Source organism: Nonlabens sp. (assembly GCF_965657255.1).
GTDB lineage: Bacteria > Bacteroidota > Bacteroidia > Flavobacteriales > Flavobacteriaceae > Nonlabens.
The window spans coordinates 441480-459511 of the sequence record NZ_CBFHNM010000001.1; the positions used below are offsets into that span (position 1 = coordinate 441480).

The 18032-nt window shown below is 35.5% G+C and carries 13 protein-coding genes; 3 read left to right on the forward strand and 10 right to left on the reverse strand.

The features are described from left to right. Positions 1-16 precede the first annotated feature (16 nt). Positions 17-1279 (forward strand): putative DNA modification/repair radical SAM protein, encoded by a 1263-nt coding sequence (locus ACTF54_RS02000; RefSeq protein WP_438968661.1) that lies wholly within the window; start codon positions 17-19, stop codon positions 1277-1279. After that, the gene (locus ACTF54_RS02005) at positions 1276-2103 is read left to right on the forward strand and encodes a TIGR03915 family putative DNA repair protein (RefSeq protein WP_438968607.1); all 828 of its coding nucleotides are present in this window, start codon (positions 1276-1278) and stop codon (positions 2101-2103) included. The genes ACTF54_RS02000 and ACTF54_RS02005 overlap by 4 nt, the downstream gene beginning before the upstream one ends. 50 nt (positions 2104-2153) lie before the next feature. Here the strand turns inward: ACTF54_RS02005 and ACTF54_RS02010 are convergent, their stop codons facing one another. Together ACTF54_RS02010 and ACTF54_RS02015 are read right to left on the reverse strand one after the other, a co-directional pair. Beyond that, positions 2154-4862 (reverse strand): AsmA family protein, encoded by a 2709-nt coding sequence (locus ACTF54_RS02010; RefSeq protein ID WP_438968608.1) that lies wholly within the window; start codon positions 4860-4862, stop codon positions 2154-2156. Positions 4863-4872: 10 nt separating this feature from the next. Then, positions 4873-5571, reverse strand: a complete 699-nt coding sequence (locus tag ACTF54_RS02015) for a queuosine precursor transporter (RefSeq protein WP_438968609.1) — start codon at positions 5569-5571, stop codon at positions 4873-4875. A gap of 95 nt (positions 5572-5666) precedes the next feature. On the opposite strand from ACTF54_RS02015, the gene folK reads away from it, so the two are divergent. Next, positions 5667-6767: a 2-amino-4-hydroxy-6-hydroxymethyldihydropteridine diphosphokinase gene (folK, locus tag ACTF54_RS02020; protein WP_438968662.1), complete on the forward strand. Its 1101-nt coding sequence runs from the start codon at positions 5667-5669 to the stop codon at positions 6765-6767. A 390-nt stretch (positions 6768-7157) separates the two neighbouring features. On the opposite strand, the gene ACTF54_RS02025 is transcribed toward folK, so the two are convergent. The 8 genes from ACTF54_RS02025 to ACTF54_RS02060 form a co-directional block, all read right to left on the reverse strand. Further along, positions 7158-8561: a hypothetical protein gene (locus tag ACTF54_RS02025; RefSeq protein WP_438968610.1), complete on the reverse strand. Its 1404-nt coding sequence runs from the start codon at positions 8559-8561 to the stop codon at positions 7158-7160. A 262-nt stretch (positions 8562-8823) separates the two neighbouring features. Then, the gene (gene amaB / locus ACTF54_RS02030; RefSeq protein WP_438968611.1) at positions 8824-10380 is read right to left on the reverse strand and encodes an L-piperidine-6-carboxylate dehydrogenase; all 1557 of its coding nucleotides are present in this window, start codon (positions 10378-10380) and stop codon (positions 8824-8826) included. Positions 10381-10394: 14 nt separating this feature from the next. Then, a complete protein-coding gene (locus ACTF54_RS02035) occupies positions 10395-11390 on the reverse strand; it encodes an NAD(P)H-dependent glycerol-3-phosphate dehydrogenase (protein ID WP_438968612.1) in 996 nt (331 codons plus the stop codon). A 235-nt stretch (positions 11391-11625) separates the two neighbouring features. Continuing rightward, positions 11626-13473, reverse strand: coding sequence for a SulP family inorganic anion transporter (locus ACTF54_RS02040; RefSeq protein ID WP_438968613.1), 1848 nt, complete (start codon positions 13471-13473; stop codon positions 11626-11628). Positions 13474-13575: 102 nt separating this feature from the next. Next, entirely contained in the window at positions 13576-14337 is a 762-nt protein-coding gene (locus ACTF54_RS02045; RefSeq protein ID WP_438968614.1) for a tetratricopeptide repeat protein, read from the reverse strand. Between the two features lies 1 nt (position 14338). Further along, positions 14339-16108, reverse strand: a complete 1770-nt coding sequence (locus ACTF54_RS02050; RefSeq protein WP_347195318.1) for a BatD family protein — start codon at positions 16106-16108, stop codon at positions 14339-14341. Continuing rightward, positions 16108-16947: a tetratricopeptide repeat protein gene (locus ACTF54_RS02055; RefSeq protein ID WP_438968615.1), complete on the reverse strand. Its 840-nt coding sequence runs from the start codon at positions 16945-16947 to the stop codon at positions 16108-16110. The genes ACTF54_RS02050 and ACTF54_RS02055 overlap by 1 nt, the downstream gene beginning before the upstream one ends. Before the next feature lie 7 nt (positions 16948-16954). Beyond that, positions 16955-17986 carry a VWA domain-containing protein gene (locus tag ACTF54_RS02060; protein ID WP_347195320.1) on the reverse strand — a complete coding sequence of 344 codons (1032 nt, stop codon included), beginning with the start codon at positions 17984-17986 and terminating at the stop codon, positions 16955-16957. Positions 17987-18032: the final 46 nt, after the last annotated feature.

An 18032-nucleotide genomic window follows, 5' to 3' on the forward strand; every position in this document is an offset into this window, starting at 1 on the left:
TGCGCGGGCAATGAGTATGAACTACGAAAGAATAAAAGAGAAATTAGAAATACTGGCGGATGCTGCAAAATACGATGTGAGTTGTAGTAGTAGCGGTAGTAAAAGAGCGAATAAGAATAAAGGTCTAGGCGACTCTAGCGGTATGGGAATATGTCATTCTTATACGGAAGATGGTCGTTGTGTGTCACTGCTTAAAATCTTGCTGACTAACGTCTGTATTTTTGACTGTGCGTATTGCGTGACTAGAAAATCTAACGATATCAAACGTGCGGCATTTACAGTTCAAGAGGTAGTGGACCTGACTATTAATTTTTATAGGCGTAATTATATAGAAGGACTGTTCTTAAGTTCTGGGATTTTTAAAAGTCCAGACGCCACTATGGAACGCTTAATACGAGTAGCAAAAAAACTAAGAGAAGAAGAAAACTTTAACGGATACATTCATTTGAAATCTATTCCTGGAGCAAGCGATGAATTGATGCAAGAAGCTGGATTGTATGCAGATCGTTTATCGGTGAACATCGAGATTCCCACAAAAGCTGGATTGAAATTACTCGCACCAGATAAGGACCATAAAGACTTTATCCAGCCTATGAAAGCGGTTCAAAAGTCTATACAGATTTATAAGTCTGAAAAAAAACTGATTAAAAGCACACCTATTTATGCGCCAGCTGGTCAGAGTACACAAATGATCGTGGGCGCTACCGGAGAAAGTGATCGCGATATTATGTATAGTGCTAACTTTTTCTACAACAGGTTTGCTATGAAGCGCGTGTATTATTCTGGCTATATTCCAGTGGCAGAAGATTCACGCTTACCAGCGATAGGAACAGAAGTGCCCATGATGCGAGAAAACAGACTCTATCAAACCGACTGGCTGCTGCGTTTCTATAGTTTTGATGTAAGAGAAATTCTTAATGACACGCATCAAAATTTAGATATGGATATAGACCCAAAACTTTCATGGGCGTTGCGTAATCTAGACCAATTTCCCATAGATATTAATCGTGCCGATAAGCGCATGCTGGCTCGTGTTCCTGGAATAGGAATGAAATCTGTAGGTAAGATTTTGAGTGCTAGACGTTATAGAAAACTGAACTGGGAACACTTAAAAGCCATAGGTATTTCTATGAATCGATCTAAATATTTTATTACATGCGATTCTAGAGAGTTTGAATCTCGTGACTTAACTAGTTCAAAGATCAAGGAATTAATCATGATCAATTCTACCAGCAAATACCATAAAAACTTTAGTAATCAATTAAGCCTTTTTTCATGACACTTACTCTGTTATACGATGGTAGTTTTAATGGATTAATGACTGCTATTTTCACTATTTACGATCATAAAATAAAGCTGCCTATCATAGCAAAGGCCTCACAGGAGCAGAAAGATCTTTTTGGTGGGACGATGGATATTATCACAGATACTGAAAAAGCAGAACGTGTATGGAAACGGTTCACCTCATTATGTAGTAAGAACGATTCTGGACAGATCTACAGATCTTTTTTAAGCGAGATTATAGGAATAGAAAATACCATCTACGAATACTTAAAAATCACCTTCGAAAATCAAAAAACACCCAGTGGTGATTATGGAAATACTACTGTTCTAAAGATTACGCAAGCAGCAAAAATGGTAGGTCGCGAAAAGCATCGTATGGAGGCTTTTGTACGTTTTCACATGATCAATGAAGAAATCTATTATGCCAATGTAGAACCAGATTTCAATGTGCTTCCACTTATTGCTAGTCATTTTAAAAGTCGCTATGCCGACCAGAAATGGGTGATTTATGATCTCAAACGCGATTTTGGGATTAGTTATGATCTTAATACGGTTCAAGAAGTAACTATTAATTTTGACCAGCCAAAAGGGCAACGAGGTATTTTGAATACTTCGGTTACTGAAAATAGTAAGGAAATCTTTGCCTTAGAAAGCTTTCGCACTTCGACTGCGCTCAGCATCAACTCCAGCGAGAACAACTACAAAGATTTGTGGAATCAATACTTTAAAAGCACTAATATCAAATCGCGTAAAAACATGAAGTTACATTTACAACATGTCCCAAAAAGGTATTGGAAATATCTGAGTGAGAAGATTTAAACTAAAAAGGCTCCTCAATTGAGCGATAAAGAGCCTTATAAAATTTTGTATTACTTCGTTTTGGTAGTATCAGTCGTAGTTTTCTTCTTTCTGCCGAAAAGATCTTTAATTAAATTACCAGCAGCTTCTTTTACTTTGTCTTCGGTTTTAACTGGTGTTGTAGTAGGAGTAGAAGTAGAATCTTTAGGTTTTCCATTTCCTGAAATGATATCCTTGATACCTCCTAAAGGATTATTACCACTAATAATATCATTAACAGTGTTTCCTACAGCTTCTTTTCCTTTGTCTTTTAACCTGGCTTTTTGAATTTCAACAATCTGGGTCGTAAGATTTTTAACAGCTAGATCTAAGTTTAAGTCAATTCTAGGGCTTAAAAATGAGCCAGAAAATTTTACTGGAACAGGAACATTGATTTTATCGATATCTTCTGCTGTTAACTTAGACAATAAATTTGCACCTTCTTTTCCTAAGTATTTTGCAGGTAGATCAAGAGCTAATGTATAATCCATCTCATTGGTCAGACTATGTCTACCACTGGCAGTTGCTTTAATCCCTTTAATATTAAAATCAAATGGCGCAACTTGAACCGCTCCATCCTTAAAGTTAAGCTTTGCTGTAATGTTAGACACATCAAACTTATCCAGATTTATAAAACTGACTTTTTGAGCTAATTTTCCTAATAATGGATTGTTTTGCGCATTGACATCCTGTGTGAGTAATTGAGCAAGCGCATCACCATTTATAGTACTCAAAATAGGAGATAAATCATTGTCCAACGACCCAGAAAAAGTCAAATATGTATTGATCTTACCTTGTAATGATTTTAAAATAGGAACAAATGATTTGAACATATCAAATCCCTCAAAAGACTGGGCAATATCTAAGTTTTTCATATCTAACGCCATATTGAATACTGGCGTTGTACCTTTTGTGGAAACAGAACCGTTGACTCCTATATTACCATTAAAAATATTTGTTGTAAGATTATTGAGAGTTAAAGTTTCATCTCGTACGAGTGCCACACCACTTACATTTTTCAACTGTAAGCCATCGTACAAGACGTTATTGGCCTGAAAATCTAAGTTGGCATCAAGAAAAGCTGGTATTTTGATCGCCTCTTCTGTAGTTGCAGCAGTAGATTTTTGTGTAATTCCATTTGCTGGTTGTGCTGGTGTTACCTCTGTAGCAGTCATGAAATCTGCCGCGTCCAGTGTGTTTGATCTGACATTAAAAGTTCCTTTTAAGTCTTGATCTTGAAGTAAAAATCCAATTAAATTATTGATCGTACCGCTAGCTTTTAAATCTGTGTAACCTGTTTTTGCGTCAAAATCTTCTAGTTTAATTCTAGAAGTAGTCATATCTATTTTGGCACTATTAATAACTAAGGGCTTTGTAAGAGCGTCACCTTCATATGCAAACTCTGTTAAACTAGCTGTTCCTTTTGCATTGATACGCTCATATTTTTCCTTTTCAATACTTTCCATATCAAATTTAGTGGCAATATCTAATGCTAGTTTTCCATCCAGTTTCATGCCTTCTGGTAATGGAAAAGCTTGTGCTAGATTTTGAAAGTTCAAATTCCCATTAGCATTCAAATCAATATTCATATTTGAAGTTAGGTTTCTAACCATTGCATTACCACTTATTCTATCGCTACCTATATTAAAAGAAGTTTGGGCTACATTAAAATAAGTATCGTCTACATTCCCTGTTTCGTTTTTAAGTTGTGCATCAATATTGATGTTAGTTACAGTTTTAGGTAGATCAGGATATTTAAAAGAGGCGTTATTAGAACTTATTTTGATATCCATTTTAGGAATGCGTGTATCATCTACTTCTCCTTTAATCATACCGTTTACAGTAAAATCACCAGTAGTTGTGATGCCATCTAGATTCTTACGATACGTTTCTGGAATAACGGCAAAGAAATTTTTGAAATCTGATGATGGTGTGTCAAAAGTAAGATCTACCATCGTATAGGTTTCTTCTAGTTGAACAAAACCGTCCAATTTCAATTCTAGTGCATTGATAAAAGCCTTGTTTTCTTGAAATGTATATTTCTGATTATCCAGATCCATCAGGATTGCTGCATCCAGTTTTATTTGTTGCCCAGATAAATAGTTGATATCATCCATAGTATAAAAAACCAGCGCTTCCGTATAGGTTTCTAACGTACTTTCTCCTAATGAAAAGTCCCCATTTCCAGAGTGATTCATTTCAGACATAACAAACTTCATTTCAGAACTTTTATCTTCATACGTAAGTTCAAAATTATTGATCTCGTAGTGTTTTAAATCAAACGAGAAACCAGTACTTGTTTCAGGTGTTTGTTCTGGACTCGCTTTCGCGGAAGCGGACTCCTTTGCAATATCCCAACTAGAATTACCATTTTCATTTACTGTAAGTCTTGCAACTGCGCTATTAACTATCAGTTCATTAACGTGAATAGGCTCGCTTGCACTATTAAAAAGATCGCCTATCGGTAAGTCCAGTTTCACCTCTTTCCCATAAAACAAAGTGTCACCAGCAAAAGGTTCTTTATTAATTATGGAAACGCCATCGATACTCAATCGTGCATCTGGAAAGGCTCTAAAAAGGCTTAAATCCACCTCAGCAAAGTCAATTTGTGCATCCATCGAGGCGTTGAGTTTATCTTTAATGATCTGTGCAATCTGATCTTTAAAGAAAAAAGGTGCCGCCACGATCAAAATGATAACAGCCAGCACAGTAATTCCTAATATCTTGAATATTTTTTTCATTGTATTTTTTCTAATCTATTTCAATTTCTTCTCCTACTTCTAATCCAAACAAGCGCCTGAAGAGATAAACGCCTCCATATAATAATGGTGTATCAATCAAAGCCACGAGCATCTTAAACAAAAACCCTGCTATTAATAGCGATTTAAAATTTTCCCACGGTATAATGTTGTTGAAACATAACAATAATAAAACACATAAAGTATCAACGAACTGTGAAAATATAGTACTGAAGTTGTTACGCAACCAAAGCATTTTACCATTAGTCAGTCTTTTCCAAAAATGATAAATCTGTATGTCTATAAATTGAGCAAACAAGTAAGCACTCATACTGGCAATAACAGCGATGGTTGTTGCGCCAAAAACCTTAGTAAACAACGCATCCTGAATAGGACTGGCGTCTATGGCTGGAGCAACATCTGCCACGGCAATGATACCAAGACTAAATACCGATGCAAAGATTCCTGCTAGTACCAGATCATTTGCTTTACGACGACCGTAAATTTCACTTACTAAATCGGTTACTAGAAAGGTAATGGGATAAGGCAGTAAACCTACTGAAATTTCAAAATTGAACCATCCAAACGGATTCCAGTAAAAAAACTTTTGGAAAATAAGGTTAGAAACTACCAGCGAGCATATAAATAATGCCGCAAGTACAAGATAAATGCGATTTGCTAGACGTAATTTAGAACCTGTAAGTGTCTTCATAATAAGTAGTAAAAGTAGTTTAAGAGTTGGTCATTATTCCTTAATTTGCTGCAAAAATTAAGAGCATCTCACTAATTCATAACCATAAGATATACATCGCCTTAGGTAGTAATCTGGGCGATAGAAAGCAGCATTTACTGGACGCATCTAGTCATATTGAGCGACGACTAGGTCTTGTGATTAAAACTGCTGGAGTTTATGAAGTTCCGGCTGCTGGATTTACAGGTGGTGATTTCTTAAACACTTGTATTCTGGTAAATAGTCGTAAAAATGCACAAGAAACGATCGCTATTCTTCAAGAAATTGAGCGAGAAATGGGTCGTAAACCTCGCACTGGCGATACGTATGAAGATCGAGTGATTGATTTAGATATCGTTTTATTTAATGATGAAATAATTGACACAAGTCACTTACAAGTTCCGCATCCTAGAATGCATGAACGCAATTTTGTGATGCAGCCGCTCGTAGATATTGCTTATAAAATTGTTCATCCAGTTCTTGGTAAAAGTATGGTAGAACTTTCTAGCAACTTAGAGTCGTTAGAGAGAATGATGGATTTTGAAATTCCGCTTTCGCGAAAGCGGTATCCCATCCAAAACCTCAACTTTATAGCCGTCGAGGGAAATATAGGAAGTGGTAAAACGAGTCTCACGCATAAACTAGCCGAAGATTTTAATGCCAAACAAGTGCTGGAGCGTTTTGCAGATAACCCTTTTTTGCCGCTTTTTTATGAAGATAAAGAACGTTATTCTTTTCCGCTAGAAATGTCTTTCCTGGCAGATCGTTACCAACAATTAAGTGACGAAGTAGCACAACAAGATCTCTTTAAAGAATTTACCGTTGCCGATTATTATGTGATCAAATCATTGATTTTTAGCAAAATAACGCTAGACAAAGATGAATACTCGCTTTACAAACGTCTTTTTAACATGATGTATAAGGAATTAGTGAAACCAGATTTATATGTTTACCTGTACCAGACCGAAGACCGATTATTAGAAAACATTAAAAAACGTGGTCGCGATTATGAGAAGAATATAGAGGCCAGCTACCTTTCTCAAATACAACAAGGCTATGCCGATTTCATTAGATCACAACAAGAACTGCAAGTAAAAGTAATCGATGTGACTGATCTGGACTTTGTAAATAATCAAGCCGATTATTTAGTGGTATTGGAAAAGATTTTAGAGGATTAAATCATTCATAGGTGCGGACTTAAGTCCGCACCTATGAATGATTGTGGTGAATGTTTTACACGAAACTTACTAATTTTATTTTGGCGATATTATTATTATTTCTTTTTATAAAACTTCCGATAGAGCCAAATAAAAAATATTAAAGTAACAATAGACCAAAATAACACAACGAATATTGGCCATAAACCAAGATGATAATTTATACTAATCATTCGACATTAACCTTATTTGACTTCTTGTTTGAATAATCAAGAAGTTTTTGATTTCTTTAATCTTTTCCTAATCCATCTGAAAATTAAAATAATTACAAGGATGTTTATTAATATAATGCCTAATTGTATCAGTATAAGAATAAAGGAGTAATCGTCTATTTTAAACATATATTTTTATTTAAAATTGAATTTCCGTGTACGCAGAAATAACAGAAGCATCAGATTTACGTATCATGACTGTAGTCCTAGTATCTAACGTCCATATCCTTAAGAACGATCCAATCGTTAAATGAACTTTTAAATCTCCTCTAACATAGAGTACATTAAAATCAGTATAGGTTGTAGAGTCATAGGTATCTAGCGAATTGTTATGGACATACTCATAAAATATATCCGCTCCACTGAGATAAGAATTAACGTTTTCAACACTGGATTCATCGATTCTCGAAGTATTCGGATCATCTAAGGTCACGTCACAGCCAACAGAAATACGCATTGATGGTCCTAAATTACTAATAGAAGTAACTCTTATTTTTCCATTAGGTTGTAGGTCATTAGTATGGCTATCTAAATTAGTTGGGAAATTAGCTAAGAAATCATTCCTGAAAATTTCAAAATCTTCAAATGTATTAAAATTTAGTGATAAATTACTCTCATTGCCAAGTGAGAAACTTTCATTTGTTCCTTCAATCAAATCATTTAATTGATTTGTTAGTATTTCTTCACGAGTAAGTTTAACTGGTTTTGTTACAATAGGTAAGTTGTTACCATCATTTGTAGAAGTACCGGAAGAACCACCACTTCCTTCTCCATCGCCGTTAGGAGTACCATCACCAGGTGGATTTGAACCAGCACCAGTTCCTGTGTTAGAATCGTCTGAGCTATCATCATCTCCTGAGCTATCGCCGTCGTCGTAACCACCACCGGAGGAAGAGCTGTTATCTCCTTCTGCACAGTCATCCTTTATCGATATTAAAGCATTGCCATCATCGTCGAAACCTACAATCATCCAACATTTGCAATCACTTTGCATATGACAAGGTTGTAGTCGCTCACCAATATGGGTGTTCTTTTGGCTAAATTGAAATGACATACTATTAAGCAAACTATACTCTACGTCTATTATTGAATTATCGATGCTACTCTTAATATACTTTGTCAAAATGGGTGTAAAAGTACTATCACTTTGCTTATGTAATATTAGATTTTTTAATTCATCAGGCGCATTTGGATCGTAAACTCCAAATGTATAGCTCTCATAATTTCCACTAGTTACATAATTAACATTATTATCATTAATCCAGATATTATTGATACTATCATATACAATCTTGGTGTTTAAATCAGGGTTTAATTGCTTCTTAACCTTATTTAATGCCTGTTGTACATGAGATCGTGTAGAAATATCATTTTTACTCAACGTTTTTACTTTAAAAGTTGGTTGTGCAATTTCGATTTGCTGTTTATCTGTAACAGCATCTTTTTCACAACTGTTAAAAATAAAAATACCTGCAAAAAGTAGTATTAGATAAGACTTTGACCAATTAAATTTCTGGGTTTCTTGGTTTCTGGGTTTTCTCATTGTTTAAAGATATAAAGTTTTATTTGAATACTTCAATAATAGAATTCTTATGGATGCAAATCAATGAGTATTTATACCCAAATTTCATCTGACAATAAAAAACCGCCTTATTTTTAAAGCGGTTTTGTGTAATTATGAAGTCTTATAGATTGAGATAATACTAAAAGATTCCAGATAAATTTGGAAAAAGTCTATTCTCTGTTATTGAGCATTTAATAGCCAAATTTTCTGGAAATTCATCCCTTAATCTAGCTATAAAATATTAATCTAAATCAAACTTAATTCCTTGTGCAAGTGGTAATTCGTCAGAGTAGTTTACGGTGTTCGTTTGTCTTCTCATATATACTTTCCACGCATCAGATCCAGACTCGCGTCCACCACCGGTTTCCTTTTCACCACCAAAAGCGCCACCTATCTCAGCACCACTTGTTCCTATATTAACATTTGCAATCCCACAATCTGATCCCGCAAATGATAAAAATTTCTCTGCTTCCTTCATCTCATTAGTCATAATAGCACTTGACAATCCTTGTGCTACGCCATTTTGTTTTTCGATAGCATTTTCTACATCACCAGAGTATTTCATTACATATAAAATAGGTGCAAAAGTTTCGTGCTGTACGATTTCAAAATGATTCTCTGCCTCAATAATAGCTGGTTTTACATAACAACCGCTTTCATATCCTTCACCTTCAAGAACTCCGCCATCAACAAGTACATTTCCACCTTCAGCTTTTGCTTTTTCAATGGCTGCTAGATAGGTGTTTACTGAATCTTTATCTATTAATGGACCTATATGATTTTTTTCATCTAGTGGATTCCCTATAGTTAACTGACCATAAGCACCTACAATGGCATCACGTACCTTATCATAAACAGATTCGTGTATAATTAATCTTCTAGTTGATGTACAACGCTGTCCACAAGTTCCTACAGCACCAAAAACAGCACCAGGAACAACTACTTTTAAGTCTGCGGTAGGTGTAATAATTATAGCGTTATTTCCTCCTAATTCTAGTAATGATTTTCCGAAACGTTGTGCAACTGTTGCACCTACTATTCTTCCCATTCTAGTAGATCCTGTAGCAGATACTAATGGAATTCTAGAGTCTGTAGTCATCATTTCACCTACTTTGTAGTCTCCATTAATGATACTTGAAATACCTTCTGGTAAATTATTTTCTTTTAAAATTGCTGCTATAATGTTTTGACATGCAACAGTGCATAAAGGTGCTTTTTCAGATCCTTTCCATACACATACATCTCCACAAATCCAAGCCAAAGCTGTGTTCCACGCCCAAACAGCCACAGGGAAATTAAATGCAGATATAATCCCAACAACTCCTATAGGATGCCATTGTTCTCTCATAACATGTCCTGGACGTTCCGATGGAATTACCTGACCGTTAAGCTGTCTAGATAAACCTACTGCAAAATCACAGATGTCGATCATTTCTTGAACTTCTCCTAAACCTTCTTGGTAGGACTTACCCATTTCATAAGAAACGAGTTTCCCGAGAGGTTCTTTAAGGTCTCTTAATTTGTTACCAAATTGTCTTACGATTTCTCCTCTCTGTGGAGCAGGCATAGTTCTCCACTCTATAAAAGCTGCTTGAGCTTTTTCCATCACCTGATCATAGTCTGCTTGAGTAGTGGTTGTTACTTTACCTATTAGTTGACCATCTACTGGTGAGTAAGAAGCAATTTCTTCTCCACTACCAAAATGATTATTACCTGTTGAAGTACCGTGATTTACATCTTTGATACCTAGTTGTTTTAAAGCCTCATCCATCCCGAAGCTGCTTGCAATATTTGACATATCTGTTTTAAATTTTAATCCAGCTTTTCAGCTAGTTTATTAAATACCTTTTTAGGATTTTTATTATCGTATAAGATGCTATAAACAGCATCTAGTATAGGAGTTTTAGCTCCTTTTTCTTCATTTATTTTAAAAGCACTTTTAGTAGCATAATAACCTTCTGCTACCATACTCATTTCCATTTGTGCACTTCTTACGGTATATCCTTTACCCAGCATATTACCGAACATTCTATTGCGAGAGAATCCTGAATAACCAGTTACTAATAAATCTCCTAAGTAAGCGCTATCATTGATATTACGCTTCATCTTATGAACTTTTTTGATAAAACGCTTCATCTCTCTTATCGCATTACTCATCAATACGCTTTGAAAATTATCGCCATAACCTAAACCATGAGCAATTCCTGCTGCGATGGCATAGATATTCTTTAGCATTGCTGCGTACTCGGTACCAATGATATCGTCACTAATTTTGCAGTTGATATAATCACTGCTTACACGCTCTGCAATAAATTTAGCTTTCTCTTCATCTGCACAGGCGATAGTAAGATAAGAAAGTCTTTCTAGTGCTACTTCTTCTGCATGACAAGGTCCAGTAAGTACACCTATGTTTTGAAAATCTAATTCATATTCGTCGTGAAAATGCTCTCCTACTATCTTACCAGTTTCTGGAACTATGCCTTTGATAGCACTAAAAATGACTTTATCTTTTAATGAGACCGTTAGCTCTTTTAACTCTGTGTAAACAAATGCACTAGGGATAGCAAAAATGCAATAATCTACAAGATTTATGATTTCATTAATATCGCTAGAAAGGTGCAGTTGAGAAGTTTTAAATTCTACCGAACTTAAATAATTAGGATTATGATCATTACGTTTAATGTGCTCAATAGCATAATCGCTACGCATATACCAGTAGACTGTATCTAGGTTTTCACAAAGCATTTTCACTATGGCTGTCGCCCAGCTACCACCGCCTATAACAGCAACTTTTTTGGTCTGATCCATAAGGTTTATTTGAAAATCAAAGATACATTTTTTTAAGGCTTATTTATTAAGAATACTACAAGGATACTGTGCATGAATAAAGAAATAAGTAATTTCTATATCTATATTATTTAGTTAAAATGCCATTTGCACAATCATTATTTGATAAATAAACTACTGTTTAAAGCTATGTAAGCTATTGTGATTCCGCTTTCGCTAAAGCGAGAACAAAACATATAACAAGAATGAAGCAAATTTACTCAACGATAGGAGCCACTGTATCCTCTACATTTTCAATAATCCAATTTAAACAAGCGTTGTAATCTTCAAAAACATGATCTGCTCCTACTAAATCTGGAATGATATCTATTGTTTCTAAACGATATAAAGGCTGTTCCTGAATACCAACAATCAATGGAGTGATCCCTTTTTGAACCAGGTTTTGTAAGACATCTTCAAAAGCAAATAGTCCTGATTGATCTACAAAAGGCACCTTTTTCATACGTATAATAGCATGTGTCGCATATTCTGGAATCTCTCGTGACATGGATTGAAAATCACTAGTATACCCAAAAAATATAGGACCATTTAATTCCTTTATAAAAATTTCTTCTCGCAATTTTACTGGAATACGAGAGTAATCTGCATGATCAATATTTTTAAGGCCAGTAAGCTTTTTAATTCCTGATTTGTTATTATTTACATCACCCATCTTTTTCATAAAAATCAAACTAGCTAATACTAGCCCAATACCTACGGCATAAACGAGATCCCAAAAAACAGTGAGCAACAGCACAGTAAACATAACGATGATGTCACTTTTAGGAATGGAACCTAGCACTTTAAGTCCTTTGTAATCCATAACACCTATTCCTACAGTAATTAAAATACCGGCGAGAACTGCGCTAGGAATATTTTCTGCAAAACCACCTAAAGCAACAACAATAATCAATAACAAAACCGCAGCGATCATACCTGAAAGTTTTGTTTTTCCTCCAGAATTTATATTCACCACAGTACGTATGGTAGCACCTGCACCAGGAATCCCGCCAAAAATAGCCGCAATACTATTTCCTATTCCTTGACCTACCAGTTCTTTGTTAGGATCGTGCTTAGTCTTGGTCATATTATCAGCCACCACACTGGTCAAAAGTGAATCTATTGCACCAAGAAATGCTAATGTCAGTGCAGTAAAAATGTATGGAGCAATTGCACTAATGCTAAAACCTGTAATGATCTTAAAATTGGGCATAGGTAATTGAGTAGGAATTTCTCCTATGGTTCTTACTTCAAGGCCCATAAAATAAACAGCAATAGAGACACCTAATAGCGCCACTAAGGTTGATGGAATAGTAGACGTAATTCTTTTAAAACCGAAGATGATAAATATAGTTATAAGTGCTATTCCTAATTCTGTAAAATCCACTTTTTGAATCGCTGACGGAAAGGTTTTAATGGCTCCTAGAACACCACTACTTTTCTTTTTGGCAATAGTTCTAGATTCTTTCTCCAGCTCTTCTTTAGATATTTGAGCTCCTTGAGTTGCCGCAGCTTGATAATCTTCAAAATTTAAAGTGTTTTCCCCAGTGCTTTCATTAAGTAAATTTTGCAATATAACTTCTCTAGCCTGTGGTTCAAATTGTTGAACAAACTGCTCGTCTTCTGCTGGATAATAACCTATAGCTGGTAAAATTTGGGTAAGTAATATGATAACACCTATTCCAGTCATAAAACCTGAAACCACTGGATAAGGAATATACTTGATGTATTTACCTAGCTTAAGGATCCCTAAAGAGATTTGCATCAATCCTGCCATAATAAATACAGCTAAAATTGCTGGAAGAGCGTCTGCTAGATTTCCTTCATAAACCTGAACTATTCCTGCAATAACCACCATACTTACCGCAGTCATAGGAGCAGTAGGCCCAGAAATCTGAGTGTTTGTTCCGCCAAAAAGAGATGCAAAAAATCCAATAAATATAGCACCATAAAGACCAGCGATAGCACCCATTCCTGATTGTACCCCAAAGGCTAATGCCAGTGGCAATGCAACAACACCAGCAGTAAGGCCACCGAATAAATCTCCTTTTAAATGTTTGAACATGAGTTGGTTGTTTAAATTTCAAAAGCCCAATGAAGCTTCATCAGGCATGAAACATCTAAAATAACGATGGAACTAAAGAAAGTCAGTTAATGAAATTGGAAATTATAACTTTTTGATCTTTTCCAGTGGCATCCAGGCTTTGCTACCGTTTGCTATCAAAACTAATGCCCATTCATTGAACTCTTCTAGGACTTCTACTTTGGTGCCTTCATGAAGGATAAAACTAGCGACAGCCTTTTCTTTAGGCTCTTCTCTTGTAGTAAATTCTTCAGTATAAACGATGGCGAATTGTTCTTTATTAAGACTGTTTTTTGCGTAAAACGCGGCCGTGATTGATAATATAGAAATAATAAGTCCTAAAAAAGTAAGTATAAAAAACAATCTCTTTTTACCAGCGGTTTGCGCATAAAAATAAAAAACGGCCATCAAAATGGTAAATAGAACCAAAACTATACTGAAATATGCCCATTCATCGACACTAAGCGAGGCTACAAAAGCATCTAAGTTTGATGAAACCAATCCTTCTACTTGCGTGTCTTCTATTGCATCAATTTTCATTTGATTAGCAAACTTCAAGTTATTCTCTACGTCTATATTTTCTGGATCCAACTGCAAGGCTTTTTCATAATTATAAATCGCGGGACCAACAGCATTAATTTTATAATATGCATTTCCTAAATTAAAATAGACCTCAGCGCTGTGCTTTCCAGTTTTAAGAATTTGCTCATATCCTGCAATAGCCAGATCATAGTTTTCTGACGTGTAGGCTTCATTCGCTTTCGCGAAAGCGGCATCTTCAAAAGACTCTTGTGCGTTTCCAAAACAAACGAAAAGTATAGCTAATATGATAATTACCTTTTTCATCTTACTTCTTTATCTGTTTATCAATATCATTCAACACGCGTCCTGCTTTTTCATAATCTTCTTTCATTGTGGCTTCAGAAGATGGAGTATATCTCGCAAATTCACAACTAGCAAGCAATTCTGTAAACTCGGTTCTAGTTTCTAATGAACTACCTTTTTGCGCTAGTAGTTCATTTACTTTATCCTTAGACATATCTGCCGTTTGAATATTCAATTTTGACTTCAAGTAATTGTGTAAGGACTTTTCTAAAGAAATATAAAACAACTCGTGATTACCCAGGTTTTTCTTTGCCGTACTCAAGTATTTTTTACTCAATTTGTTTGCAGTTCTTATGCGATTTCCTACCACATCTGCACCACGCTTTTCTTGCTGATTTCTAACTATTAAAATCAATGGTAACAGCAACAATGAGCCTCCTAAAATAGACCAGTATGTAGTGCTATTAAAAAAGTAAGTCTTTGCTTGATCTTTTAATATGGTATCAGTCTTAATAAAGGCAAATTGCGCATTACTTTGAATCACATTTTTAGAACTACCACTTGCAGTTGATCCAGAAATCGCACCAGCGCTAGTAGTAGGAGCATCACCTTCTACCAGTAATAACATCTCGCCACTATTTTTAGTAATATACTTTTCTTTTTTAGGATCAAAATAAGAGAATTCTACTGGTGGTATCACATACTTACCGCCATATTGTGGCACAACGATATAGTTATCTGTAATACTACCGCGCATACCGTAAATGTTAGTACTTACTTTGTCTATGCGTTCTGGATCATATACCTCAAGGCTTTGTGGAGTTTTTAATTTAGGAAGCTCCATCAACTTAAGGTTTCCAGAACCAGAAACACTTATGCTGGCGGTTAAGCTTTCTCCTGCATCTAATTGAGCGCGATCTGTTTCTACCTTAAAATCAAAATCACCTACAGCACCTATAAAACTAGCTGGTCTTCCAGCTGCTGGTAAATTCTTAACATTAATCTCTCTTTTTCCAGCACTTACTGTTCTGTTAGTAGTAGTCATGTAAGGTCTACCAAAAAAATCTCTCCTGTTTGTAGGTATTTGTACTTGAACATCCAGTGTTAAAGGCTCTATCTCTAATTTGCCAGTCTTTTGCGGATACAAAATTGCCTCTCTTAAAACCAAATAACGATACGGTTCTCCTTGATAAGTACCATTTTGAGCCTGTCTGTTGCGGTTATCTATATTTTGCGACCAAAAATCTCTGTATTTAGGACTTTCTAATTCATTCCATCCACTTACACCTGTTTGATTAGAAACGTAAATTTTATAAACCACTCTTATGGCTTCATTTAAATATGGATTGGCATTAGAAACCTCGGCTACTAAATGGATACTATCTTCTACACTGATTGATTGATCATCTGGATCTTTAGGCGTTTCTACCGCACCTGTTACGTTAATCACCTGCGGAATGGTTTTATACTCATTTCCCTGGTAGGTCATAACACCTTGCTGTATGGTCACTTTACCTGTTTTATTAGGCTTCAAAACATAAGTATAGGATTTTGACATTGTACTTTTACCATTAATCCAGCTTTGTGAAACTGCCTGACTAGGACCAGCTACTACTTGGAAACCTACAAAGTTGGGTGGTGTAAAATTATCTCCGTCCACATTCATTTTAAACTCAATGCGCAGGCGTTCATTTACAGCAATTCTGGTACGACTTGCGTTTGCTGTAAATTCTACTTGTGCAATACTTAAAGTACTGGATAAAAAAAAGAATATGTAAAGTAGCTGTTTCATTACCAATCTTTTTCAGATTTTTTTGCTGGGCCTTGTGCCTTTTTTGCGTTTACTTTATCTCTGATTTTTTGCTCCTCGTTATTCATCGCTTCAAGGATTTGACTTATTTGCTGTGGTGTCATTTTTCCTTCAACACGTTGTGGTGCTTTTTGATCATCTTGTTTTTTAGGCTCGCCGTCACCATCTTTTCCGTCTTTAGGTTTTCCATCTTCATCTTTATCACCTTCTCCATCACCTTTCTTATCATCGCCTTCTTTCTCGTTTTCTTTACCGTCGTTTTCTCCATCAGACTTCTGGTCTTTGTCGCCTTCTTTATTGTCCTGATCCTCGCTCTGGCTGTCGTCTTTTTTATCATTCTCGTCATCACCACCGCCACCGCCGCCACCTTGCTTTTCTTCTTCTTTTTTTGCAAGTGCTAGATTATAACGCGTTTCTTCATCTGTAGGATCATTTCTCAACGCATTTTTATATGCTTCTACTGCTTTTTTGTATTCTTTATTTTCTAATAAAAGGTTTCCCTGATTGTGAAAAATACGATGCTTTTCTTCTTTTGTAGTTGCTACTTCTGCTGCATCTAAATAGTTAGTAGAAGCATTGTATTTTTTAGTGTTTTCGTAATATAAATTCCCTAAATTGTATGCAGCGTCTGTTGCATTAGGGTTCACTGCTTTTGCTTTTTTGTAAGCTGCTTCTGCTAGATTAAAATTTCCATCATTTGCATATTCTTGTGCTTTTGCAACCGAATTTTCATACTCGGTATTTATTATAGGTTGTATCTCTTGCGCTTTCGCGAAAGCGGAACTTCCCAAAACCATTAGAACTACTATTATCTTTTTCATCATCATGCTATTCATTAAATAGATTTAACTTCTTTAACCAACCAGTTTTCTTTTCTAAATAAAATATATCTAAAAATAAAAAGAACAATCCGAAACCAAGAAACCACTGAAATTGCGATTCAAAATCTGCATATTGTTGTGAATCAAATGCCACTTTATCAACTCCTGCTAGTTGTTCTTTTAATTCTTCTATAACCTTTGCAGTAACCGTACCATCAATATAGGCACCGTTTCCAGCTTCGGCGATTTCTTTAAGTGTTTCTGGATTTAATTTTGTCATGACCGTTTTTCCATCTCGATCTTTTTTGAATTCCCTAACTCTACCATTTACTTTTAGTGGAATTGTTGCCCCAACTTCTGTTCCCACACCTATGGTAATGATGCGTATTCCTTTTTCTGCAGCGGCTTCTGCAACGGCAGCACTTTCTCCTTCATGATCTTCTCCATCACTAATAATCACAAGAATTTTTGCAGCTTCTGTGTCCTCACTATAATAACTTTCTGCCAGTTGAATGGCTTCATTAATCGCAGTTCCTTGACTAGAAATCAGCTCTGTATTTAAGGATTGTAAAAACATTCTCGCACTACCATAATCTGTAGTAATAGGTAATTGTGGTACGGCGCTACCAGCATAAGCGATCAATCCTATGCGATCACTTGCTAGATTATTAATAATTTCTGTCACTAATCTTTGTGACTTTTCTAGACGACTGGGCGCAATATCCTCAGCAAGCATAGATTTTGAAACATCTACAGCAAATACAATATCTACTCCTTCTCGATTTACCGTTTCTAACTTTTCACCTGCCTTTAAATTTACCAAAGCCAATACCAAAAACACAATTCCCACACATACAGTTACGAGTTTCAAAATAGGTTTGAACCAAGATTGATCTGGTATCAAATGATCTAACATTTGTTTTGTGGCATACTTTTTTTGCGCGCGATACCTCCAGTAAGAAAGTCCTATAAAGAGAACTACCAATACTGGAATAAGGCATAAAAGCCAGAAATATATTTTTTCTTCTAGTAGGTACACGTATTAAATTTAAGTTTAAGTTTAAGTTTAAGTTTAAAAATTACTG

Excerpts from the sequence above, each read along its gene's own strand:
- amaB (WP_438968611.1), bottom strand. The coding sequence starts at position 10,380 with ATGTCAAATATTGCAAGCAGCTTCGGGATGGATGAGGCTTTAAAACAA.
- ACTF54_RS02005 (WP_438968607.1), top strand. The coding sequence starts at position 1,276 with ATGACACTTACTCTGTTATACGATGGTAGTTTTAATGGATTAATGACT.
- ACTF54_RS02015 (WP_438968609.1), bottom strand. The coding sequence starts at position 5,571 with ATGAAGACACTTACAGGTTCTAAATTACGTCTAGCAAATCGCATTTAT.
- ACTF54_RS02055 (WP_438968615.1), bottom strand. The coding sequence starts at position 16,947 with ATGAAAAAGATAATAGTAGTTCTAATGGTTTTGGGAAGTTCCGCTTTC.
- ACTF54_RS02010 (WP_438968608.1), bottom strand. The coding sequence starts at position 4,862 with ATGAAAAAAATATTCAAGATATTAGGAATTACTGTGCTGGCTGTTATC.
- ACTF54_RS02035 (WP_438968612.1), bottom strand. The coding sequence starts at position 11,390 with ATGGATCAGACCAAAAAAGTTGCTGTTATAGGCGGTGGTAGCTGGGCG.
- ACTF54_RS02045 (WP_438968614.1), bottom strand. The coding sequence starts at position 14,337 with ATGAAAAAGGTAATTATCATATTAGCTATACTTTTCGTTTGTTTTGGA.
- ACTF54_RS02040 (WP_438968613.1), bottom strand. The coding sequence starts at position 13,473 with ATGTTCAAACATTTAAAAGGAGATTTATTCGGTGGCCTTACTGCTGGT.
- ACTF54_RS02000 (WP_438968661.1), top strand. The coding sequence starts at position 17 with ATGAACTACGAAAGAATAAAAGAGAAATTAGAAATACTGGCGGATGCT.
- ACTF54_RS02050 (WP_347195318.1), bottom strand. The coding sequence starts at position 16,108 with ATGAAACAGCTACTTTACATATTCTTTTTTTTATCCAGTACTTTAAGT.
- ACTF54_RS02025 (WP_438968610.1), bottom strand. The coding sequence starts at position 8,561 with ATGAGAAAACCCAGAAACCAAGAAACCCAGAAATTTAATTGGTCAAAG.